This is a genomic window from Alteromonas sp. MB-3u-76, from assembly GCF_002831605.1.
Lineage (GTDB): Bacteria > Pseudomonadota > Gammaproteobacteria > Enterobacterales > Alteromonadaceae > Alteromonas > Alteromonas hispanica.
The window spans coordinates 3,383,587-3,408,750 of record NZ_CP025115.1; the positions used below are offsets into that span (position 1 = coordinate 3,383,587).

The 25,164-nt window shown below is 44.5% G+C and carries 15 protein-coding genes; 8 read left to right on the top strand and 7 right to left on the bottom strand.

The features are described from left to right. Positions 1 to 172: 172 nt before the first annotated feature. Positions 173 to 337, top strand: coding sequence for a hypothetical protein (locus CW735_RS15050; protein WP_157812704.1), 165 nt, complete (start codon positions 173 to 175; stop codon positions 335 to 337). 131 nt (positions 338 to 468) lie between these two features. Here CW735_RS15050 and CW735_RS15055 read toward each other — a convergent pair whose 3' ends face one another. Beyond that, positions 469 to 789 (bottom strand): hypothetical protein, encoded by a 321-nt coding sequence (locus CW735_RS15055; protein WP_100972828.1) that lies wholly within the window; start codon positions 787 to 789, stop codon positions 469 to 471. Positions 790 to 1,093: 304 nt separating this feature from the next. Next, entirely contained in the window at positions 1,094 to 3,367 is a 2,274-nt protein-coding gene (locus tag CW735_RS15060; protein ID WP_100972829.1) for a TonB-dependent receptor, read from the bottom strand. Positions 3,368 to 4,052: 685 nt separating this feature from the next. Between CW735_RS15060 and CW735_RS15065 the strand changes: the two genes are divergently transcribed. The 6 genes from CW735_RS15065 to CW735_RS15090 all read left to right on the top strand — a co-directional run bounded on the left by CW735_RS15065 (position 4,053) and on the right by CW735_RS15090 (position 12,620). Continuing rightward, positions 4,053 to 4,748 (top strand): GntR family transcriptional regulator, encoded by a 696-nt coding sequence (locus tag CW735_RS15065; protein ID WP_203565756.1) that lies wholly within the window; start codon positions 4,053 to 4,055, stop codon positions 4,746 to 4,748. 65 nt (positions 4,749 to 4,813) lie between these two features. After that, complete coding sequence (gene prpB / locus CW735_RS15070; RefSeq protein ID WP_071980456.1) at positions 4,814 to 5,689, top strand: methylisocitrate lyase; 876 nt, start codon at positions 4,814 to 4,816, stop codon at positions 5,687 to 5,689. A gap of 272 nt (positions 5,690 to 5,961) precedes the next feature. Next, positions 5,962 to 7,086 (top strand): bifunctional 2-methylcitrate synthase/citrate synthase, encoded by a 1,125-nt coding sequence (gene prpC, locus CW735_RS15075; protein ID WP_071980457.1) that lies wholly within the window; start codon positions 5,962 to 5,964, stop codon positions 7,084 to 7,086. A gap of 11 nt (positions 7,087 to 7,097) precedes the next feature. Then, positions 7,098 to 9,689 (top strand): Fe/S-dependent 2-methylisocitrate dehydratase AcnD, encoded by a 2,592-nt coding sequence (gene acnD / locus CW735_RS15080; RefSeq protein WP_100972830.1) that lies wholly within the window; start codon positions 7,098 to 7,100, stop codon positions 9,687 to 9,689. 382 nt (positions 9,690 to 10,071) lie between these two features. Further along, positions 10,072 to 11,253: a 2-methylaconitate cis-trans isomerase PrpF gene (gene prpF / locus CW735_RS15085; RefSeq protein WP_071980459.1), complete on the top strand. Its 1,182-nt coding sequence runs from the start codon at positions 10,072 to 10,074 to the stop codon at positions 11,251 to 11,253. A 116-nt stretch (positions 11,254 to 11,369) separates the two neighbouring features. Then, entirely contained in the window at positions 11,370 to 12,620 is a 1,251-nt protein-coding gene (locus CW735_RS15090) for a diguanylate cyclase domain-containing protein (RefSeq protein WP_071980460.1), read from the top strand. A 39-nt stretch (positions 12,621 to 12,659) separates the two neighbouring features. Here the strand turns inward: CW735_RS15090 and CW735_RS15095 are convergent, their stop codons facing one another. The 5 genes from CW735_RS15095 to CW735_RS15115 form a co-directional block, all read right to left on the bottom strand. Then, positions 12,660 to 14,231 carry a sodium:solute symporter gene (locus tag CW735_RS15095; protein WP_100972831.1) on the bottom strand — a complete coding sequence of 524 codons (1,572 nt, stop codon included), beginning with the start codon at positions 14,229 to 14,231 and terminating at the stop codon, positions 12,660 to 12,662. Between the two features lie 47 nt (positions 14,232 to 14,278). Beyond that, positions 14,279 to 15,907 carry a PH domain-containing protein gene (locus CW735_RS15100; protein WP_100972832.1) on the bottom strand — a complete coding sequence of 543 codons (1,629 nt, stop codon included), beginning with the start codon at positions 15,905 to 15,907 and terminating at the stop codon, positions 14,279 to 14,281. Then, positions 15,907 to 16,458, bottom strand: a complete 552-nt coding sequence (locus CW735_RS15105; RefSeq protein ID WP_100972833.1) for a PH domain-containing protein — start codon at positions 16,456 to 16,458, stop codon at positions 15,907 to 15,909. Before CW735_RS15105 ends, CW735_RS15100 begins: the two co-directional genes overlap by 1 nt. Positions 16,459 to 16,504: 46 nt before the next feature. Next, positions 16,505 to 18,856, bottom strand: coding sequence for an aerobic respiration two-component sensor histidine kinase ArcB (gene arcB, locus CW735_RS15110; RefSeq protein WP_100972834.1), 2,352 nt, complete (start codon positions 18,854 to 18,856; stop codon positions 16,505 to 16,507). Between the two features lie 172 nt (positions 18,857 to 19,028). After that, the gene (locus CW735_RS15115; protein WP_100972835.1) at positions 19,029 to 20,063 is read right to left on the bottom strand and encodes an N-acetylmuramoyl-L-alanine amidase; all 1,035 of its coding nucleotides are present in this window, start codon (positions 20,061 to 20,063) and stop codon (positions 19,029 to 19,031) included. A 622-nt stretch (positions 20,064 to 20,685) separates the two neighbouring features. Between CW735_RS15115 and gltB the strand changes: the two genes are divergently transcribed. After that, the gene (gltB, locus tag CW735_RS15120) at positions 20,686 to 25,152 is read left to right on the top strand and encodes a glutamate synthase large subunit (RefSeq protein ID WP_100972836.1); all 4,467 of its coding nucleotides are present in this window, start codon (positions 20,686 to 20,688) and stop codon (positions 25,150 to 25,152) included. Positions 25,153 to 25,164: the final 12 nt, after the last annotated feature.

The following is a 25,164-nucleotide window of genomic DNA, read 5'->3' on the forward strand; positions in this document are numbered from 1 at the left end:
CAACACGCTCAGGCAAAGTAACACGATACTAAAAAGCGTATTACTAAGACAGTAGAATACTGAAACTAGGCCCATTTGGTTTACAAAGCCGTCTTCGGCATTGCTTGCCTGTTCGCTTTATAGATTGAAGATGTTTGTGACTTACCTCAGCGCTGGGGCATCCCCGTCCTTTATGACTTACAATAAAGTATTCGAGGTGAATCTAGGAAAAGTCGTTATCTCTACCGAATGTGCGCTAATGGCGTTAGACGATAACAGCCCACTTTCTGAAAAAGAAATGTCAGCGTTTAAACTTACATCACAGAGGATGAAAACCCACGATATCGCTACCGCGTAGTTTTTAGCTTAAGGTACGGTAAGAAATTATCTCTCAGAGGCTATTGCAAAGCTAAACTCAACAAACCGCATTGATGCTGCTCGAGCAGCACAGCAAAAAGGCTGGCTGAAGCACATCACAGAATAAAATTGTTATTGGGGAGAATTGAAAGACTGCAAATTGAGCGAAGACGCCAGGCCTGTTACCACCCTTTCAGGGCCCACAATTTGACCTTGGTGCTCACTAGACCATGTGCACACCAAAATACTGGTGCCTTTCTTTAGCTCACATTTCCACTTTTTTGTAGAGGCTTTAAGTGGCAAATAGTCTTCTTCTATTTCCCAACCATCATCAACATGAGAGGCTATAGTTTCTTCGAAAGTGTTAAAAGGAATGCTCTGAATGATTCGCCAGTCGTGCTTTTTAAATTTTCGCTCTGTCCACGAGCGCTTTAGCTTAGATAGTAGCCCCACCCTGCGAATCCTTTTATTCAAAAATAATAAATCTACACGGCGCGCCTGCTAATTTGCACGTTTAGAATAGATTTACTTACGCATTAGTAATACTTTAAAACTATTCTAATACGAACATGAAAACAAGTTCATAAACGTAATTAATCATAAGAAGCGGTTAATATATCAAGTGCCATGAGATGTTTAACGGTGTAAACACCTAGTAAAAAGCGAAAAAAACAAAAAAGCCGATCAAACGATCGGCTTCTAATGTCTTTATGGCGCTAGCGCATTTCGCGAGCACACAGATAAAATCTAGCGTTTATTAAAACTCAGTGCTAAATCTCACACCGAACTCACTCGCATCGTTGCTAAGTATTTGCAGAATATAATCGCCAGTATTTAAACGAGCATTATCATAACGCTCATCAAAGATGTTACGACCGTACAATGCTACTGTGTAAGCTTCGTTTGCTGGCGTATAAGCAATATCAAAGTTAACCAGCTCTCGGCTATCTAATTCAGTCATACGCTCTGGTGCTGATGTTGGCTCGCCGTACATCTCTGAACGGTATGAGTAGTCAGCGCGCACGCGAATTGAGTCGCCGCCATCAAGTTCGAAGGTATACTGCGGACCAATAGCAAGCGTTAGGTCAGGAGTAAGTGGTGCAACAGGTCTGAATCCTGCCTGCTCTTCCACATCAACATCCATATAACCAATACTGGTCATCATGCTGAAATTGCCTAAGTTAAGCGTTGTATCTAGTTCAATACCGCGAGAAGTTTGTTCAACAACTAAGTTAGCTGTGTCGAAACCACCTTCACTTACACGACTTACTTGATAAGGCAGATCTTCAAATTCAGTGTTAAACACCGCAACGCTCATATCAACATATTCATTGATACGACCTTTAACACCCACTTCGTAGTTTGTTGCCGTAATATTGTCAGAAGCAGTAAAGCAGTTGTTAGCGCGAACCGCAGCTTGTGCACCGTCAATATCGTCGAAGCCACCAGCGCCAAAGAACTGACCAATTAGGCAGTATGGACGCGCTGGGTATTGACCAGATTGATAGCCTGACTGAATAGTCGCGTAACCCGTCATACCATTTTCGAACGTGTAGTTAGTGGCTAATTCCCACGTTAATTCATTCCAGTCGTTGGAATCGAAAATAGTGCCCAGTGCTGAGAATACGTTTGCAGAAGCGTCTTTCTCATCTTTGGTGTAACGCAAACCACCCGATACAGATAGTTCATCATTGATGTCGTGGCGAACGTTAATGTAAGCCGCTTTTGATGTTGTTTCTTGGTCTAGCTCAAGTAAGTTACCACCACCGTCGAAGCTAGAGTCTTCACCTTGGCGGTTGCTACCTTCTTCGTTGAAATAATAAAGACCCGCAACAAAATCTGTGTATTCGCTCAAGTACCCGTTTAGTTGGAATTCAACAGATGTTTGATCTGCTTCACCACGCTCAGGGAATTGGTCTAGTGAGAAAACTGTACCGTCATCGTCTAGGCCAGCTTTGTATTTTGAAGTACGCTGACTAGCAACAACTTTAGCAGTGTAGTCTTCATTAATGTCCCACTCGGTGGTAAGTGCAATACCGCGCGCTTCGTTCGATACACCTGTAACCGCTTCTGTGCCAGTGGCGTTGTCGTAACGGTCAGTGCCTTCAGGAATAACGTCTGAGTTACGTAGCTCAACGCCTAATCCATTACCACCACCGAAGTAACGAGCAGAGCCCACTTCGTCAATTAATACAGTGTAAGGGCGTAAGCCGCCGTCGCCATTGTTTGCGTCAGCTGTAAGTACCATACGAAAATCGTTTGATGGTTCCCACTTAACTGATACACGTCCAGATACGTCTTCTGTCTCGCCTACATCGTATTCTGCATTTGGAACGTTAATAAATTCGCCTAAGCCATCACGCTTGTTAAACGATAGGTTTGCATTGAATGCTACTGTGTCTGAAAGCGCGTGGTTAACAAACAAGTCTGCTTTCACACGGCCGCGGGTACCAAACTCTGTATTGACCTTGGTCACATCGCCTTGATCTGGCTCTTTAGTAATGATGTTGATAGCACCACCAATAGAGTTACGACCGTAAAGTGTACCCTGTGGACCACGCAAAACTTCAATACGCTGTATGTTGTTCAGACTCCAGTTTTGACCTACCTGACGCCCCAAGTAGACACCGTCAACGTAAACACTTACGCCAGGATCAGTGGTAATAAGGTGGTCTTGTAAACCTATACCACGAATAAACGGGTTAACTGATGAAGTGTGACCTGCTGAGAAACCAGTAACGTTCAAGTTAGGTACAAATTTACCCACATCAGTTAAGTCAGTAATACCTTGAGCAGCTAGCTTATCGCCATCAAAAGCGCTAAGGGCAATTGGTACTTCGTAGATTACTTGTGGACGTTTTGTTGCGGTAACTGTGATCGCTTCAAACTTTTGCTCTTCTGTTGCTTCTACATCTTGTGTTTCTTGTGCAACGGCAAAATTTGATAATGCTGGAACGGTCATCGCTACTGCTAAAGCGACAGGAGAAAGCTTACTGGCGAGTGTCTTTGACACGTCAGTACGATTCGTCATGTGGTGTAACCCCTTTGCGTGAGTGTTTGGTATTAACTGCGTATAATCAGGTGCTTAACGTTCTTCTAAGGAACGATTGAACTTAAATTTGGAGCTGAAATAACAAGGGGCAAAGACGTGCATGTCTATGCATGCAGTAGCTGAACGTAAATAGAAATATTTACACCAGTCTTCGCCAAATTTCAGGATAAATTCAGGCTCAAAACTGGACGGATATGATACCGACTTATGCGCTTCATGCAAAGATAAATATCATTTTTTCACCAAATTTAAAATTCGCTAACTAGACCAATAGGTTAACTGATTAGACCTAACCAACTCGACTTGAAAAACATTTTTTTAACTTAAAATTCAAAAAATTACTACACTCTCAAAACGCATCAAAACATAAAAACACCTCATCCACATTAATTTAGCCACCTGACCAAGTGGACAGGAAATAGCGATTTTTACGACCATTTCTATCTCATCATCTCTATCGCTAAATCATTACAGTCTTCCAATAGAAGAAATATTTTTTCCAAAACATGCTTCTTCGTAATTTCTCTATCCCCTCCATAGTCATTGAACCAAAACAAATAGTTGAATCCACAGCCCGCCTAAATGACTTCCTCATAAGACTTTAATCTTATTTTGTCGACAATTAAGCCTTTAAAATTTGATATTGAATTTTAAAACGCCTATATTGTCGACATTATCAGTAAATAAGTTTTTCATAGTGACTCTCAATAACGAACAACCTATTACCAGTGCAGATAAGACCTTTTATCAGCTAAGAAACGACATTGTCGAAGGCGTGATCGTTTCCGGCTGTAAATTGAGTGAAACCGAGTTGTCGACAAAATATGAAGTGTCGCGCGCAGTAATAAGAGAAGCGATAAATCGTCTTGCCACTTGTCACCTTGTTGAGCGAAAAGCCAACGTAGGCGCTCGTGTAGTTGCACTATCTCCTGAAGGCTTAGTTCAACTGTATCAAGTTCGTGAAGCCTTAGAAGGCATGGCAGCTAGACTTGCAGCTCGCTACATGAGCGATGAAGAAATTGCTGCTATGCAAGGTTTACTAGACAGTCACTTTAATAAAGTAAAAGGTGGCGAAAGCTACTATCAAGAAGCGGGCGATGTAGATTTTCATTACCGTATTGTCACTGGCAGTAAAAACAGCCATCTCATCAGCGTATTGATAGACGGCTTATATCACTTAGTACGAATGTATCGCGTACAGCTTGGCATGGCAGGCCCGCGGGTAACCACGGCATTTGATGAACACAGACACATTGTAAACGCCATTGCTAACCGAGATGAAGAGTTAGCAGAAATACTCATGCGCAGACACATTCTTTATTCAAAAAATAATATAGAGAAGAAGCTTCATAATGCATAAATGTAATAAAGCTTTTTTAACTTTCATTCACCTCTACCCTACTTCACGTTAAGCGAGTAAATAAAATGAGTGCAGGAAAAAAATTTAGAGACGCCCTTTCTAAAAACAAACCGCTTCAAATCGTGGGCACCATAAATGCCTACTCGGCCATGATGGCAAAATCCATTGGTCACCAAGCTATTTATCTTTCTGGCGGTGGTGTAGCGAATGCATCTTACGGCCTTCCCGATTTAGGTATGACCTCGCTTAACGACGTTATCGTAGATGTGCAGCGTATTACATCGGCATGCGATCTTCCTTTATTAGTAGATATCGACACTGGTTGGGGCGGAGCTTTCAATATAGCCAAAACCATTCGCGATATGGAAAAAGCGGGAGCAGCTGCTGTGCACATGGAAGACCAGGTTGCACAGAAACGCTGTGGACACCGTCCTAACAAAGAAATTGTTAGCACAGAAGAAATGGTAGACCGCATAAAAGCGGCGGTAGATGCTCGAACCGATCCTGACTTTTTCATCATGGCTCGCACCGACGCCTTCGCTCAAGAAGGATTGGAAAAGGCGATTGAACGCGCTAAAGCTTATGTAGCAGCCGGTGCAGACGGCATTTTTGCTGAAGCAGTAAAAACCGAAGAACACTACCGCGCCTTTGCCGACGCACTAGATGTGCCTATTCTTGCCAATATTACCGAATTTGGCCAAACCGAACTATGGAACAAAGAACAGCTTGGTGAATGGGGAGCCAGTATGGTGCTTTACCCATTAAGCGCCTTTAGAGCCATGAACAAAGCTGCAGAAATGGTTTACACGTCTATTCTTGAGAATGGCGATCAAAAAGCTGTTGTCGACAGCATGCAAACCCGCATGGAACTATACGATTACCTTGGTTACCACGATTACGAGCAAAAGCTAGATGAGCTTTTCGCTAAAGGTAAAAACTAAATTAAACACATTAAACAGTAACTGGGACGCAATGTACTATTGAAGCGGGAGCGGTACTTAGGTCGTTACCACGCCGTGAACCCATCCATGGGGGCTCCGGCTCGGCCTCCATGCCTCGCAGGGGTAACGACCTAAGTACCGCCCCCACTTTTCAATGCATTGAGCCCGCTTATAAAAGTTTACATTTAACAGCGACTAAGGAATCCGTTCCTTTTTCATAATAGATTTTTTACTAACGTACCTTACAAATTTAAAAGACCGGAGATTACAAGATGGCTAAACAATTAAGTGGCGCGGGATTACGCGGCCAAGTTGCAGGTAAAACAGCATTATCAACCGTAGGCAAATCAGGCTCAGGTTTAACGTATCGCGGCTATGACGTAAAAGATCTGGCCAATAAATGCCAGTTCGAAGAAGTGGCTTACCTTATCTTAAAAGGTAAATTGCCAACGCAGGCTGAGCTAGATAGCTATAAAGAAAAACTTCGCGGCATGCGCGGTTTACCAGACGCGCTTAAAGAAGTTCTTGAGCGTATTCCAAAAGATGCTCACCCAATGGACGTGCTTCGCACTGGTTGTTCCATGTTAGGTAATCTTGAAATGGAAAAGAGCTTTGACGAGCAGCAAGAAGTGACTGATCGCATGCTCGCGTGTTTCCCTAGCATCATTTGCTACTGGTATCGCTTTTCTCACGACGGCGTACGTGTTGAAGTTGAAACCGATGATGATTCTATTGGCGGCCACTTCCTTCACATGCTTCACGGCGAAAAGCCACGCGAACTTCACGAGCAAGTTATGCATGTTTCGCTCATCCTTTATGCAGAGCATGAGTTTAACGCCTCAACCTTCACAGCTCGCGTATGCGCATCAACATTATCAGATATGCACTCGTGCGTAACTGGTGCCATTGGTTCACTTCGTGGTCCACTACACGGTGGCGCAAATGAAGCCGCTATGGAAATGATTGAAGGCTTTACCTCTGCCGACGATGCAGAAGAAAAAATGATGGGCATGTTAGAGCGCAAAGAAAAAATTATGGGCTTTGGTCACGCGGTTTATGCCGACTCAGACCCTCGTAACGGCATTATAAAAGCGTGGTCTGAAAAGCTATCCGCCGATGTGGGTGATACAGTGCTTTACCCAGTTTCAGTACGCTGCGAAGAAGTCATGTGGCGCGAGAAGAAACTGTTCTGTAACGCAGACTTTTTCCATGCCTCTGCTTATAACTTCATGGGAATTCCTACAAAACTCTTCACACCAATTTTTGTAATGTCTCGCTTAACAGGCTGGGCAGCACATGTGATGGAACAGCGTTCTGATAACCGTATTATTCGCCCATCGGCTGATTATACCGGTGAAGAGCTTCGTCCAGTGCCATCAATCGCTGACCGAGCGTAAGGTAATACGCTATGAATATTGATTACCGAAAACCCCTACCAAACGCGGGTATCGATTACTTCGATACCCGCGAGGCGGTAAATACCATAGAGTCTGGGGCTTACGAAAAGCTGCCCTACTCTTCTCGCGTATTTGCTGAAAACTTAGTGCGCCGTTGCCCACCTGAGCAACTAACTAAAGCGCTACAACAGCTAATTTATCGCAAACGCGACCTCGACTTTCCTTGGTTTCCAGCTCGTGTTGTATGCCATGATATTCTTGGCCAAACTGCTCTGGTTGATTTAGCAGGCTTGCGCGATGCGATAGCGGCAAAAGGCGGTGACCCTGCTAAAGTGAACCCAGTGGTTCCTACCCAGCTAATTGTCGACCACTCTTTAGCAGTTGAGCACGCAGGTTTTGAAAAAGACGCCTTTGAAAAAAATCGCGCCATTGAAGACAGACGTAACGACGATCGTTTTCACTTTATCAATTGGACAAAGACGGCGTTTAAAAACGTAGATGTTATTCCCCCAGGAAACGGCATCATGCACCAAATCAATTTGGAGCGCATGTCACCAGTTATTGAGTCTCGCGATGGCGTTGCGTTTCCTGACACCTTAGTAGGAACAGACAGCCATACGCCTCATGTAGATGCACTTGGTGTTATCGCTATTGGTGTAGGTGGCCTTGAAGCCGAAAGCGTAATGCTTGGTCGCGCATCCTACATGCGTTTGCCAGACATTGTGGGTGTAGAATTAACCGGTAAACCACAGCCGGGTATTACTGCTACCGATGTAGTTTTGGCACTAACTGAATTCTTGCGTAAGCAGCGTGTGGTGTCTGCCTTCTTAGAGTTTTATGGGGAAGGTGCTTCACACCTTACCCTTGGCGATCGTGCAACCATTTCGAATATGACACCAGAATACGGCGCTACTGCGGCTATGTTCTATATCGACCAGCAAACCATCGATTATTTGCGCCTTACCGGTCGTGAAGAAAAACAAATAGCCTTAGTAGAGAACTACGCCAAGCACACGGGTTTATGGGCTGATGATTTAAAAACTGCTGAATACGAGCGTGTGCTTACCTTCGACTTATCATCAGTAGGTCGTAATATGGCAGGCCCGTCTAATCCACACGCACGTTTGGCAACAAGCGATCTTGCCAGTCGCGGTATTGCGGCTAAGTGGGAACAAGAAGACGATAAAATGCCTGACGGCGCAGTAATCATCGCTGCCATTACAAGCTGTACCAATACCTCTAACCCGCGAAACGTAATTGCTGCAGGTCTTATTGCTCGTAACGCCAATCAGCGCGGCCTTACCCGTAAACCGTGGGTGAAAAGCTCATTAGCGCCTGGCTCAAAAGCGGTAAAGCTTTATCTTGAAGAGGCTAATTTGCTGAGTGAGCTTGAAACTTTAGGCTTTGGTATCGTGGCGTTTGCCTGTACTACTTGTAACGGAATGAGTGGCGCACTTGACCCTAAGATTCAACAGGAAATCATAGACCGCGATCTATATGCCACCGCAGTACTATCGGGCAACCGAAATTTTGATGGTCGTATTCATCCTTATGCCAAACAAGCGTTCTTAGCATCGCCGCCTTTGGTTGTTGCTTACGCCATTGCAGGTACGGTCCGCTTTGATATCGAAAAAGATGTATTGGGTATTGATAACGACGGCAACCCTGTAACGTTAAAAGACATTTGGCCAAGTGACGAAGAAATTGATGCCATTGTGGCAGAGAGCGTTAAGCCCGAGCACTTTAGAAAAGTGTACGAGCCAATGTTCGACTTAAGCGTAGATTATGGCAGCCATATCGACCCACTTTACGAATGGCGAGAGCAAAGCACCTACATTCGCCGCCCGCCTTATTGGGAAGGCGCTATGGACGCAGAGCGCACCATGACAGGCATGCGCCCCCTTGCCATTTTAGGCGATAACATCACGACTGATCATTTATCACCTTCAAATGCGATTATGGCAAATAGTGCAGCCGGTGAGTATTTAGCCAAGATGGGATTGCCTGAAGAAGACTTTAACTCTTATGCAACCCACCGAGGCGACCATTTAACTGCTCAGCGTGCCACGCTTGCCAACCCAAAAGTGTATAACGAAATGGTGCAAGAAAATGGCGAAGTGAAACAAGGCTCGCTGGCGCGTATTGAACCCGAAGGCAAAGTTGTGCGCATGTGGGAGGCAATTGAAACCTACATGACCCGCAGACAGCCTTTGATTATTGTTGCCGGTGCTGATTATGGCCAAGGCTCGTCACGAGACTGGGCGGCAAAAGGCGTTCGTTTAGCAGGTGTTGAAGTGATTGCGGCGGAAGGTTTTGAGCGTATTCATCGCACCAACTTAATCGGAATGGGTGTACTTCCGCTAGAGTTCAAACCGGGCTCCACCCGCAAAACACTCGAGCTAGATGGCACTGAAACCTACGATGTTAAAGGTGAGCCTTCACCAGGCGCTACCCTTACCCTCGTGGTAAATCGTGCTAACGGTGAGCAACTTGAAGTACCGGTTACCTGTCGATTAGACACCATGGAAGAAGTTTCTATTTACAGCGCCGGCGGTGTTTTACAACGCTTTGCAAAAGACTTCTTAGAAGCCGAGGTTGGCTAAGTGGTCTTAACATTTGGCTGACTGGGTAGAAAGCACTAAGCCGGGTCAAATCAGCCGTCATGATAGGAAGGCAAGTGAGTTAGGTGCAGGGCACGCCGTAAATACGTCCCTGTAGGCTCCCAATTCGCATCCATGCGAATTGAGGGCCCTGAACCTAACTCACTAGCCTTCTTTAATGGAGGCTGTAGTTTTTGCGCGGAGTTTGGCTGCGATTTGAAACCCTCTCTCCTCTAACGATGTTTAATTATTTTAGAGGGAGTTTGATTTCGGTTTGAAACCCTCCAGCCGCATGGATGCGGCTGGGGAGCGTACATGGATGTATTCACCGCGTGTTTCAAACCGCAATCAAACTTTCCCTTACTCAAAAGAAAAAGGAATAAACATGACACAGTATGCGCCACAGCTTCGAGTACCCGCTACCTATATGCGTGGCGGTACAAGTAAAGGTGTATTTTTTAATTTAACGGATTTGCCAGAGGCTGCACAAAAGCCTGGCGCCGAGAGAGACGCCCTGTTGCTGCGCGTGATTGGAAGCCCAGATCCTTACGGTAAACATACCGACGGTATGGGTGGAGCCACATCAAGTACCAGTAAAACCGTGATTATTAGCAGGAGTGAACAAGAAGGTTACGACGTTGACTACCTTTTCGGTCAAGTTGCCATCGATAAACCCTTCGTCGATTGGAGTGGCAACTGCGGTAACTTAACCGCAGCAGTGGGCGCGTTTGCCATAAACAATGGCTTGGTCGATAAAAGTAAAATTCCAGACAACGGCATCGCTGTAGTGCATATTTGGCAGGTCAACATCAACAAAGCCATTATTGCTAACGTTCCAATTACCAATGGTGAGGTTCAGGAAACCGGTGACTTTGAACTCGATGGCGTAACCTTTCCTGCCGCAGAGGTAGAAGTTGCTTTTGTGGATCCTGCCGATGGTGAGGGCGCTATTTTTCCTACGGGAAGACTGGTGGATACTCTTGAAGTGCCAGGTGTTGGTTCGTTACATGCCACTATGATCAATGCCGGTATTCCCACTATTTTTATAAATGCTGAAGACATTGGGTATACGGGCACAGAACTGCAAGACGATATCAATAGCGACCCGCAGGCTCTAAACAAGTTTGAGGCTATAAGAGCCTATGGTGCCGTTCAAATGGGTTTGATCAACGATGTTGGTGAAGCCGCAAATCGTCAGCACACTCCAAAAGTCGCCATGGTTGCGCCTCCATCTGGTTATAAAGCATCAAGCGGAAAGGATATTTTAGGCTCTGATGTTGACGTTCTAGTGAGAGCTATGTCGATGGGTAAATTACACCACGCCATGATGGGTACAGCTGCGGTTGCCATTGCTGCTGCAGCAGCTATTCCTGGAACACTTGTTAATTTGAGTGCTGGTGGCGTAGACAGAGAAGCAGTGGTATTCGGTCACCCATCTGGCACATTACGAGTTGGTGCCAAAGCGCAATTTGTAGATGGCGGCTGGCACATAGAGCAAGCCACCATGAGCAGAAGTGCACGTGTACTTATGGAAGGCACTGTAAGAGTTCCCCCCTCGCAGGTATAACGCTTCCTTATACCCAACGCTTTTTCTCATACATTAGTTTAGAAAGCCCTTTTCAAGAGGGCTTTTTTTACATTCTCTGCGTATATTTATTAGTATCTAATAAAAAAGCTGCATCGATGTATAAAATACTGGTAATTGAAGATAGCGTAACGGTTCGCATGATCGTCAAAAAACTGATTGAAGATAACCCGCACTTTACCTGCGAGTTATGTAAGAACTATGCGGAGGCACAGCGGGCATTGAGTAAAAGCACAGAGTACTTAGTGGCTGTTGTTGATTTGAATCTACCCGATGCACCTAACGGAGAAAGCGTAGATCTGGTACTTTCCCACAATGTTCCCGCCATTGTGTTGTCTGGGAATTTCGATGAATCTACCCGCAACCAACTTTTAGAAAAGGGCATTCTCGATTACATCACAAAAGAATCGCCCTACTCCTATGTTCAAGTAGCTAATCTCATAGACAGAATTAGAAAGAACATTTCTGTTTCTGTGCTGGTGGTTGATGACTCGCAGGATAGCCGAGACCACATTTGTAGTCTGCTAAGAAAATTTCAATTTAAGGTAAACGAAGCGTACAGCAGTGAAGATGCTCTCAATCAGTTAGATATTCATAACGATATAAAACTGATAATTTCTGCTCATAATTTGCCATCTATGGACGGTTACAAGCTGGTCAAGACAATACGCCATGAACGCGGTATGCAGGATGTTATTTTTATAGGGCTGTCAGCAACAAAAGACAGCGTTCTTACATCTAAATTTATTAAGAGTGGCGCTAATGACTTTCTGGGCAAGCCACTTCATCACGAGGAGTTTTTCTCCCGAATAATGCATAACCTCGATTCACAAGACATGATCCAAACCATCAAAGATTCAGCCAATCTTGATGCACTTACAAAGGTCTATAACCGACGTTATTTACACAAACGCGCAGACGAGCTTTACGCCGACAAAAAACGCAGCAGCAATATCATTGTGTCTATGATTGATGCCGACAATTTTAAGCAGGTTAATGATACATATGGTCACAAGGCAGGCGATGATTTCCTTCAGGAATTCGCATCTCTTCTTAAAAAATATTTTTCAAACGATCTCGTTGTACGTTACGGTGGGGAAGAGTTTACGATAGTTTCAACGCAACCCTCTGAAAAATATTACTCGGCTCTATATGAGTTTATGAATACGGTGCGTCAAACAGTTTTCACGCCGCATAAGCTAAATATTACCTGCAGTATAGGCGTTAGCTCTGAAACTCACCCCAGTCTAGAGGCTCAGTTGGAAACAGCAGACGCCCGACTTTATACCGCAAAAAATACAGGGAAGAACCGAATCATCACTCAAGATATTTCACAAAAAGTTTCTTAAGCAAAAGCGCTTGAGCTACAAAGCTTCATGCTGAGCGCTCTATGCAAAAAGAGAAGGCAATAATAAACACACCGTTAGCATGAAAATGAAAAAGCCGACAAGAATACTGACATCTTTTACTGTGAGTATTGAATGAAAATTCAGCTTTTCTAGCTCTGGTACGCGTGAATTATTTGGCCAAGTAATACGCGCTATTAACGCCACGCAACAAGTTACTGCAAAGCCGATCACGTTCCACCAGAACCAGAAAACATCGGGAATAAAAAGCCAAACAACGATGTTGGTACCTACGCCGGCAATTAAACCAATATTGACGTGTTTTCCGCTTAACGCCTTGCTTGCGACTGCGAGTAAAAACAACGCGAGAATTGGTCCGTAAAATACAGAACCGACCTTATTGATTGCTTCAATGATAGTAGGTGCAATATTTCCAGCAAAAAGAGAGAGTATTAATGTAATACCGCCCCATACTAAGCCAATCACCTTCGCCATTTTTAAATAACTTTCGTGCTCCAACTCTTTATTGGTAACGCGACAGTAGTCTTCTATTGTTACCGCAGATAAGGAGTTAATCGCTGAACTTAGCGATGACATTGCCGCCGAGAGAATTGCCACGATTAACAGGCCAATCAAACCATGAGGCAAGTAATTAAGAATAAAGGTCGGCATTAACCAGTCTGGGTTGTCCGATGGGATTTTGTTAAAGAACTCAGCGTTGGTGAGGGCTAGCGTGCCAACAATAAGCCCCGAAAAACAGTACAGCAGCGTAATTGGAAAACGAATAATACCGTTTGCCACAATCATTTTCCGCAAGTCGCCTTCATTTTGCGCAGACAAAGCTCTCTGAGCTTGGGTCTGATCACATCCATAGTACGACGCATACAGCACAATTCCACCAAATAGCATGGGCAAAAAGCCAAAACCATCACCGCTAAACCCGAATGAAGAAAAATCGACTGCGGTTAGTCGCTCTTTAGGGGCTTGCTCAACAAGCACACCTAGACCGCCTAATGCATGCAGCCCAATGGCAATACAAGCAATAGTACCTAATATAATGATGACCATTTGTATCGCGTCCGCGTAGACAACCGCCTTCATACCGCCTTGTAGCGAATAAAGCACGGTAATAATGCCGGTGAGCACTACTGCTTGCCATGCCTCTATTCCCATAGTGCCTTGCAAAATAATCGACACAGCATAAATCATAATACCGGTGGCGAAGGCGCGACTAAACTGAAAAACGATACTGATTAGAAGGCGTGTAGAGCGTCCAAATCGCTGCTCTAGAAAGTCATAAATGCTCACTACGCCAGATTTGTATAGGGTAGGAAGGATTGTTCCTAATAATAAAATCATCGCGATGGGAATACCCAGCTCGTAAGATAACCAAATCATCCCGCCACCGTCGCGAAGACCAACAAAAGCAGGGGCAGATATAAAACTGATTGCAGATAGCTGGGTGGCCATGACGGATAATGCAAGGGGCTTCCAACCTAATGACCTTCCGCCAAGAAAATAGTCACCTTTATTCTCTTGAACGCGCATGGCGAAACCCATGTAAAGCAGAATACCTAGGTAACCGATGACCACAAAATAATCTAAAAAATTCATATGCTGTTCTTTTTATTCACATAGTGAAAAAGCGGAAGAGCCCGGTGTTACATCCAAGACTTCCGCGTAGACTCAACCTCCAATAGCACATTATTGGCGAGTGTTTTTACATAATCCTCTGGTAAAAAAGGCACTGTAACCGAGCCTGAAGCCAAAACGAACTTGATTGAAGCCAGTTTTCGTCTTCGCATAAACACGCTCTGCTTAACAATAACCTGCTGTATTTTGTAAGGCTCAAAGCACAGGTAATCAACACCAATTCGACCGCGTCTTATGTAAACATATTGGCTATCAGAAGCGATCCCCCAACGCCACCATCGCAGCGTTAGAAGCAAGCTTGCCAATATCAACAATCCTAAAGACGTGAGCAAAATATCGAGCTCCGCGGATACAGTGCCAATGAGCAATAATATTGAGACTGGGATACTCCACGCCGTAAGTAACCAATGAAGAATAAATCGCTTACTGATACCAAGGTAATCGCTTCGATGTAGCTGGCAGTTCGGCATCACTTCTTGACTAAGTGCAACCGCTTCTTGCTCTGTAACCGATGGCACAATAAGCTTATTTGGCGACATGAGCTCTTGAACTTGTTGACCTGCCGTGGAGTTTTGTTCAAAGTACAAGTTGACTCGTTTGAGTACTTTATCCAGCCAGTCTTGCTTAGCGGTGATCATTTGAATACGGGAGGCTCGCATGCTGACTTCTTGTTTATTAAGCAACCCGCTGCGGCGAATATACCGGTCGTCACTACGAGATAAGGTATAGCCATAAAAAGTAAATAGTGCTCCACCCACACTGAGCAGTGCCATAGCGGCCATAAGCATCATAAGAATTACAAAGGCGTAAAGCCCGAACTGCCACCATGCCACAGTCTGCTCACCCACCAACTGATTGAGTTGAAGTCCTTTGTCGGCCAGCCATTCCGAGACTAAGCCAATAGCATCGTCGTAAAAGGGTGCCGCAGCACCAAGTATTATCCATACTCGATTGTTGGTAATGCCGTGAATAACAATATCGCCAATCGAACGGGTGTTAAGCACCTCTTCGTCGTGCTCGTTAGTGTTATTTTGATAAGACCCGGCATTATCTGCTTCATTAATTTCGCTATCGCTTACAGGAGCTTGGTGATGATTACCGCCATCGTCTTTTGTTTTTTCTGCCAATACCTGCTTACGTAATGCATTTGCATACGCTAAAGGTACAGCGACAATATTGGCTTCTTCTTTGCCACTTCCTGCTGTATCTAGCACCACCAGAGCATAACCAAAGGGACGATAATAAAAAGGATGTTCTATTTTTACGTTTTGTATACGCCAGAAGGGTAAATTGGTGTAGCGACGCTGAAACACGCCAGTATGAATTTCTACATGCTGGTTGTGTATTCGAAACGTATACATAAAGAAGCTGATTAAACCACTTATCACCGCTGTGCTAACCAATACACCTATGGTTATGTACGCCTCTGGTGAATTTAAATTACTGAGAATGTTAGAACCAATGGCCAAAGCGGGGATAATGTAAATAAGGCCTTGAGCAGAATTTTTTATATTTCGCACTGAAAAATACAGTATGGCAATTAAAGCGAGCCTCTGCCAAGCATCACCGGTCTCTACTTCAACGCCAGCTTTTACCTCTGCATCAGCTTTTATTTCTTCAACAGATTTGGTGTCCACTAGCGCGCACTCACATCTTTATGATCCAGTATGAACTGCCTTATTCGGTTTGCGTCATCCACTTCCAAACCAGGTATTTCAAACGTATGCATCTCGCCACCAGCTGAAAACACCTGCAGCGATGCAAGCCCGGCCCAGCGCGCAAGAGGGCCGCGTTTTAGCTCAACGTGCTGCACACGAAGTATGGGCTGACAGGATAACTGACGAAACACCAATCCCGATTGCTTGCTGATATCCTGCTCTCTTACCGCAAACTTGATTTTTTTATCGGCAAAGAAATGATAGGTAAACCACAACACCCCTAAAATTGCTACAACAGCAAAGACGTAGGGAAATATTCGCTTCAACTCATCGGGTATGCTGAAGAATGTTTGGTATCGCCCTGTAGTAATAACGCTAAGTATAAGTAGCGTAATAGTGGCGCTTACACCTAAATTTATAAGGCGATATTTTTTTGAAACGGGAGTTAGTGGTAAAGCCTCTAACGCCGGAAGGTCATCCTGAGATAAGGGTTCGTTAGAAAACCCTCCTGTGTTTGAGGCTGAAAACATTTACCTATTCCTTGTAGAGTGAATTTTGCAATGCAGGCTCAAAGCGCTAGTCGTCAAACTGCTGCTCGTTTAGCCAGCTATTCAACCCTTTCATATCGTGCTGTACCGCCATCTGCAACTCTTCAACCCAGTCGTGAACGTTTTCCCACCACGTAGGGTGATCGCCCTGTTGAATTTGATTAGCAATACGCTGCACTCTAGCTAAGCCTACCGAGCCCGCAGCCCCTTTAATTTTATGGGCTTGAGAACATACTTCTGACTTTTCGTCAGCGGTTAAACTCAACTGCAGTATTTCCATGTATTCAGGCATTTTCTCTTGGAAAACTTTTACACTCGCCCGAACCATGTCATCCCCTATGGTATCTACTAACATCTCCAACAAGTCCATATCTAAAATGTTACTTAATGTTTTGTTGGGCGCGCGCTCAACCTGCCCCTCTATTTCTAACGGCGCTGGCGGAGCGTGGAATAGATCATTAAATACCTCAATCACTCGAGACTTTTTAATAGGCTTGGCAATAACGTCGTCCATACCGTTTTCTAAATACTCATCACGCTTTTTAATTACGTTAGCGGTTAGTGCAACTATGGGCGTTTGCATCACCAGGTCTTCTTCAATCAGCGTGCTGGCTACATCGAACCCTGTCATATCGGGCAGCTGAATATCGAGCAAGATTAGGTCGTACTGTGTTTCTCTGGCTTTATCTAAGGCTTCTTGGCCGGTCATGGCCACGTCAACTCGCTGGCCGAGCTTTTCAAGCAGCGCTTTAGCTACCATCACATTCAGCTCAATATCTTCTACCAGTAATATGTTTAAGCCTGTTACTTCAAGCTCTGCCACTTTCATCGGGCTATTAGAAATTTGAACCGGAAGAATAATTTCAAAGCGCGTGCCCTTACCTACGGTACTGGTAACGTTAATTTCACCGCTCATCAAATCGACCATCTGCTTACAGATTGCCAACCCTATTCCGGTACCGGTAGCCGATTGGTGATCTGGGTGATCAACCTGATAATACATGGCAAAAATTTTGTCTATTTCACTTTCAGGAATACCCACGCCGGTATCTTCAATAATAAAGGTAACAAAGGCTTTGTCATTTTCAGGCTTGGTGGCAGAAACCGACAGGCTTACATGGCCTTTTTGAGTAAACTTCACCGCATTGAAAAGGATATTCCACAATATTTGGCGCAGTCGCGTGCCGTCTATTTCAACTAAACGAGGCAATGGCTCTTTTATAGTCGTTTTCAACTCGAGCTGTTTATCTCCAGCAAGTAATCGAATAATACTGCTGAGCTCTTCGGTGAAGTCTTTTAACGATATGGTTTTCAAACTCAGCTCTAGTTTGTCTCTACCAAGTTTGTCTAAGTCGATAATATCGTTGAAAATGTTACCCAATGTTATAGCGCTAGCGTAAATAGTACTTACCCAGCTAAATTGTTCTTCCGAGAGTTCGGTATCGCGAAGCATGCGGCTTAAGCCCACAATGCCGTTAAGCGGCGTTCGTAGCTCATGACTGATGGTGGCAATAAAGCGAGTTTTATCTGTGTTGGCTTTTGCTGCTGCATTTTCCGCTTGTTTGCGCTCGGTCATATCTCGACCAAACGATAGCAAACCCAGTCTGTTACCTTCTTTGTCGAAGAAAGGAACGCGCTTCATTTCGAAGTAACGACGTCTGCCATCGGCAAATTTAAGCCACAATTCTTCGGTAATACTGGCATTTGTCTCAAGTACTTCGTTATCACTAGCAACAATTTGTCGTGCTAACTCTTCTTCGTAGACATCTTCTGGGGTTAGCCCAAGCAGCTCTTGCTCAGTCTTACCTGTCATTAACTCGGCAATACGGTTACAGCCTGCAAACTGCCCTTCTTCATTGCGGTAGTATATTAAATCTGGCGATGCATCGATAATAGAACGCAGTAAAGTCGATAATCTGCGCGCCTGAGCTTCTTGTTCAGATTTGTTTTTTATCTCTTGTTCCAAGTCTTTAAAGAGCCCTTCGCGCTCTTCTTGGGCAATTTTGCGCTGCTCAATTTCGTGATTTAACTGGCGTATGTTGCTCTGAAGCTCACGATTTAAAAACACATCTTCCTCACGAAGACTTTCAAGTTGGCTAACCACTTCTTTCAAATTTGTGCGTGAGTTTTCAAGCTGCTTTATAAGCTCACTAAAAAAATACAATACCCAGGGTGCCGAGAGCATAGTAAGCACCACTGCACTGATAAAATCATCGGGCTGTACCTGACTTCCCAGGCTTACACGAATGACATATGAGCCACCCAAGGTAAATACCAGGGAAAATACAACAAATAAAATACTGAGTTTTAAGGTGCCGAAGCGCTGCACAAATTGGGCAAATCGAATAGCCCAAGAATCATTAGGGGAGTCTGAATGCATGTACGTCTAGTCTGTAACCATTTTCTCTATCCTATCAGGCTTTATCGTTTTCTGGAATGCATCAAAAAGTGCCATAGACTCGTGCAGTCATCTTTGGCGATGATAATTTAGACAAAGGCTTCTCCGTTTCTCTTTATAACCAAAGGCACCCTCACCTTTCCTATCTGCGTCCTCACTCCTTTTGCTTGATAAAAGTAAGGTAAGCGTTATTAACCCACCCCTGGGTGTTGAAGGAAACGCGAGACCAATTTCCTTGGGTTTCTAACACCCTCAATACATTAGAAGATTTTAACTGACCTTTTAATGTTTCAAATTCAGTTCCTGGCCCAGTTCTCACATTTAGGCGCTTTGCATTAACGATAGCTGATGTGTAAGGAAAAGTGGGCTGTGCTTTATCTGCAGGCATAATTAAAGGACCGGATAGCTCTAACTCCTGCTCATTTCTTATTGTTGAGTTAGGCAGTGACGGTTTTTCGAAGAAATAAGAAGAGTGATTAAAAGGGTGAGAAAAAACTGATGTTTTGCTTGAGGTTTCAGACTCGTCTATTGCTACATCAAGAGCTTGAGCACTTTTCGCTTGGTTAATCAAATAACTGCGGAGCTTGTTTAAAGGAAACGCAGGGCCAGGATCAACCTTTCTTCTTGGTGCTATTTCCTGATGACCTACAACATACCTAATATGATAGTGATTACACAGTACCCTGCATAATTCAAACGTGCGTTGCAGCTGTCGTTCGCTGTATCTATGCCAAAAGGTTTGAAGTGGCGCTGATGAATTGGCGTTTGTATGAACAAATACCTCGCCGGGCTGATACTTTTTACCAAACCAACTTGAATATTCACCGTGGCCGCTGGCTTCAAGCTGCCCCGCATTGTCTAACTCAATGCCAATGGAGTAATTATTTAAGTGCTGGCGCCCGTCGAAGCTACTTTTACCTGCATGCCATGCTATGGCATTAAACGGTAAGAGTTGCACGATGTCACCATTTTGCCCCACTACAATATGGGCTGACACCTTACTGTCTTTGTTCTGCATATGCTTAACAGAAGATGCCAAGCTACCACCGCCGGTGAAGTGAATAACAAGAGTATCGGGCAACTCTTTAAATTCACCTGACGTATTCAATGTGGTGACGTGAGAAATGTTATCACCTGATAACCTATGATTATGAAGTTTTATTGTCTCTGATATCGTCGAATATAGCATGGTCACAACGTTTATTACTCTGCTTGCTAGCGAGTTTGACTGCAGTGAATTCTAACTACTCTATATTCACACGATTACGCGTAATTGATTAAATTTTACTCAATATAGCAAATTACTTATTTAAGTGGAACGGTTTATTTACAAGTAAATAAAAATACAAAAAACAGGCGCTTGACTAGATAAAACAAAGAATTTACTGAATAATTATTCAAATAAAATTAATGAATGAGAAGTATTATCATTTATTTGAAATTTTCATTTACCCAAAATCACTTTATAACATTATTGTTACAAATCTAAATTAGTGCATGTATAGCATTGATAAGGCTATTATTTTTTATCATTATACTAATTCACTAGTTCCATAGCTTTTTTTAGGTTTGATTTTAGTTTTCAATGTGGGTATTTTGTACGGCCCGCATCGCATCAATGCATAAAAATGCGGAACGGCTGGAACCCTCTAATAATAATTAACGACAAGAAAGACGCATGTGCCGGCGTTATTCATCAGAATAATTGCTTGAGCACGAAAAGATGTCTAATTATGTTTCGATACGCAAACCTAGGCGCATCTGCACGCAACGCATACCTTGCCCAGTCTAAAGGTTGAAGGAGTTAATAGATGAGTTTATACAATCCCAACGATTCCCGGGATAACTGTGGGTTCGGCCTAATAGCCCACACTCACGGGGAAGCCAGTCATGAATTGGTGACCACTGCAATTCACGGTTTAGACCGAATGCAACATAGAGGCGGTATCGCTGCCGACGGTAAAACCGGTGACGGCTGTGGTTTATTGCTACAAAAGCCAGACGCCTTCTTCCATTCCATCGCCTCTGAGAACGGCTGGAAGCTGAGTAAGAAGTATGGCGTTGGTATGGTTTTTTTGAATCAGGACCCTGTACTAGCGCAAGCCGCGCGTGAAGTACTCAATGAAGAATTAGAAAAAGAAACCCTGTCTGTGGTGGGTTGGCGAGAAGTGCCAGTTGACACTTCTGTGCTTGGCGAACTTGCCCTTACCGGAGTACCACAAATAGAACAGGTTTTCGTTAATGCCCCTGCGGGATGGAGAAAACGCGATCTAGAACGTCGTCTTTATATGATTAGACGTCGTGCTGAAAAGCGCCTTGAAAACGATCCAGACTTTTACGTTGCCTGTTTATCTGGGCTTGTAACTATTTATAAAGGCTTGGTAATGCCGAAAGACTTACCAACCTTCTATCTTGATCTAGCTGACGAACGCATGAAAAGCGCCATTTGTGTTTTTCACCAGCGTTTCTCTACAAATACCTTGCCTCGTTGGCCTCTTGCTCAACCATTCCGTTTTCTTGCTCACAATGGTGAAATTAATACTATTAAAGGGAACCGCGATTGGGCTATGGCTCGAGCAGCGAAGTTTTCAACGCCGCTTATTCCAGATTTAAAAGACGCAGCACCTTTTGTTAACACTGAAGGCTCAGATTCGTCGTCTTTAGACAATATGCTTGAGCTATTCCTCGCAGGCGGTATGGATTTATTCCGCGCCATGCGTTTATTAGTGCCGCCGGCGTATCAAAACAACAAAACAATGGACGACGATCTACGTGCATTTTACGAGTTTAACTCTATGCACATGGAACCGTGGGATGGCCCTGCAGGAATCGTGTTAACCAACGGCCGTCACGTTGCATGTAACTTGGATAGAAACGGCCTTCGTCCAGCGCGCTACGTTATTACCAAAAATGGTTTTATTACCCTTGCTTCAGAAGTAGGTATTTGGGATTACGAGCAGTCAGATGTGATTGAAAAAGGTCGAGTTGGGCCAGGTGAGATGCTTGCGGTAGACACGTATACCGGCAAAATTTGGCGCTCAACTGAAATAGATGAAGAGCTTAAGGCAAGACACCCCTATAAAGAATGGCTAGAAAAGCACATTCGTCGCCTAACGCCTATTGAAGAGCTAGATGCATCTCTTATCGGCAAGCGAGTTTTTGACGACGATGCCATGGCCGTATATCACAAACTTCACGCATACAGTTATGAAGAAATTCAGCAGGTTGTGAAAGTATTGGCAAAAGACGGTCAAGAAGCCGTTGGCTCTATGGGTGATGATACGCCGATGGCTGTTATGTCGTCTCGTCAACGCACCATCTACGATTACTTCCGTCAGCAATTTGCACAGGTAACAAATCCGCCTATCGATCCGCTGCGTGAAAATCACGTGATGTCGCTGGCAACTTGTATAGGCCGCGAGCAAAACGTATTTAGCGAAACCTCGGGTTACGCCGATCGCGTGTTGTTCGACTCGCCTATATTGATGTACACCGATCTTAAACAGCTTCGAGAGTTTAACCCAGAATACTATTATTCTGAGGTCATTGAACTTCAATACGCTCCTCAAGAAGGCTTGAAAAAGGCTGTTGAGAGAATTTGTAACGAAGTGGAAATGCTGGTTAAGAATAAGCGCGCGGCGTTTGTCATACTTTCAGATCGCAATATCAAGAAAAACCGTTTGGTAATTCCTGCAGCTATGGCCGTAGGTGCGGTTCAAAAGCGTCTTGTAGAAAAATCTCTACGCTGCGATGCAAACGTAGTAGTTGAAACGGCGAGTGCTCGTGATCCTCATCACTTTGCAGTGCTCATCGGCTTAGGCGCAACAGCGGTTTACCCATTCCTTGCATACGAGACCATTGAACAGCTATGTGAAAAAGGCGAGCTAGATATTTCGCCTATGCAGGCCACGTTGAACTACCGTAAAGGTATCAACAAAGGCTTGTACAAAATTATGTCTAAAATGGGCATAAGTACAGTAGCTAGCTACCGTAGCTCCAAACTGTTTGAAGCAATTGGTATTAACAACGAAGTGATGCAGCTTTGCTTTAAAGGTGTTACCTCACGTATCCAAGGCGCAAGTTTTGATGATTTCCACCAAGATCATATTAACTTGAACCGTATTGCTTGGCTAAAACGCAAGCCTATTTCACACGGCGGTTTACTTAAATACGTACACGACGGCGAGTACCATGCGTACAACCCTGACGTTGTAAAAACGTTGCAAAAAGCGGTAGTTTCTGGTGAATACACCGACTATCAAGAATATGCCAAGCTAGTGAACGAGCGTGCGCCGTCGCATATCCGCGACCTGCTCGCGCTAAATCCAGAATGCGATCCTATTGATATAAGCGATGTAGAAGGGCCGGAGAATCTTTTCCCGCGCTTTGATACTGCAGCGATGTCAATTGGCGCACTAAGCCCTGAGGCTCACGAAGCCTTAGCCATTGCAATGAACCGCTTAGGTGGGCAATCGAACTCTGGTGAGGGTGGCGAGCATCCATCTCGCTTCGGTACCGAGAAGAACTCAAAAATTAAGCAAGTGGCTTCAGGCCGTTTTGGTGTAACACCGCATTATCTGGTAAATGCTAACGTCATTCAGATTAAAGTGGCCCAGGGCGCGAAACCCGGAGAAGGTGGTCAGCTACCTGGTGATAAGGTGAACAAGTACATTGCACAGCTTCGTTTCTCTGTGCCAGGTGTAACGCTTATTTCACCACCACCGCACCACGACATTTATTCTATTGAAGATTTAGCCCAGCTTATCTTTGATTTGAAGCAGGTTAACCCAACTGCACTTATCTCTGTGAAATTGGTATCGGAGCCTGGCGTAGGCACAATTGCAACTGGTGTTGCAAAAGCATATGCCGATCTTATTACCATTTCAGGATATGACGGCGGAACTGGGGCCAGCCCACTAACCTCGGTTAAATACGCAGGTAGCCCATTCGAACTTGGTCTTTCTGAAACTCAGCAAGCGCTTATCGAAAACGGATTGCGTCATAAAGTTCGCGTTCAAACCGATGGTGGTTTGAAGACAGGTTTAGACGTAGTTAAAGCCGGTATACTAGGAGCTGAAAGCTTTGGTTTCGGTACTGGACCTATGGTGGCATTAGGCTGTAAATACCTAAGAATTTGTCACTTAAACAACTGTGCGACCGGTGTTGCAACTCAAGATCAGAAGCTTCGTGACGACCACTTTATCGGTCTTCCAGAAATGGTAATGAACTACTTCAAGTTTATTGCCCAAGAAGTACGCGAAATTATGGCGTCTATTGGTGTGAGCAAATTCGATGATTTGGTTGGTCGAACTGAGCTACTGAAAGTGCTTGATGGTATTACAGCAAAACAAAATCGTTTGGATTTATCTCCGCTACTTGCACAGCCTGTAGCCGGTGAGCATACGCGTTTGTTCTGTTCGCAGACGACCAACGCGCCAATGGACAAAGGTGAGCTAAATGCACAAATGCTCACTGATGGACATCGTGCAGTAGCAAATAGCGAGTCGATTACGCTTAAGTACCCCATTCGCAACACAGACCGCTCGGTAGGTGCATTGCTTTCAGGTGAAATTGCAAAACATCACGGTAATCACGACTTCGAAGATACACCGATTAAGGTTGAACTAACCGGCACAGCCGGGCAAAGCTTCGGTGTGTGGAATGCAGGTGGCTTACACATGCATTTAGAAGGTGATGCTAACGATTATGTGGGTAAAGGCATGACTGGCGGTAAGCTGGTTATCCACCCGCCACGAAACATCGAATTCGACGCACACGACAGCGCAATTATGGGTAATACCTGCCTATATGGTGCAACTGGCGGTAAGTTATTTGCTGCCGGTCGTGCAGGTGAACGTTTCGGCGTTCGTAACTCTGGCGCTATTGCGGTTGTTGAAGGCATTGGTGACAACGGTTGTGAATACATGACCGGCGGTATTGTTGCAGTGCTTGGCCCCGTGGGCGTTAACTTCGGTGCCGGTATGACAGGTGGTTTTGCTTACTTAATGGATGATGGCAACGACCTTGAAAACCGCGTTAATGCTGATCTCGTTGATATTATGTCAATTGACGACAAGGCAATTCTTGCCGAGCATTTACGTGGCCTGATTAATCAGCATTATGAAGAAACAGGCAGCGAACACTCGTTGTCATTGCTTACCGACTTTAATGCAACGCTATCACGCTTCAAGCTTATTAAGCCTAAAACCAGTGATGTGAAAAACTTACTTGGTCACATCAGTCGTTCAAGCGCAGAACTGCGCATTCAGGCTCAATAGGAGGATTTAGTT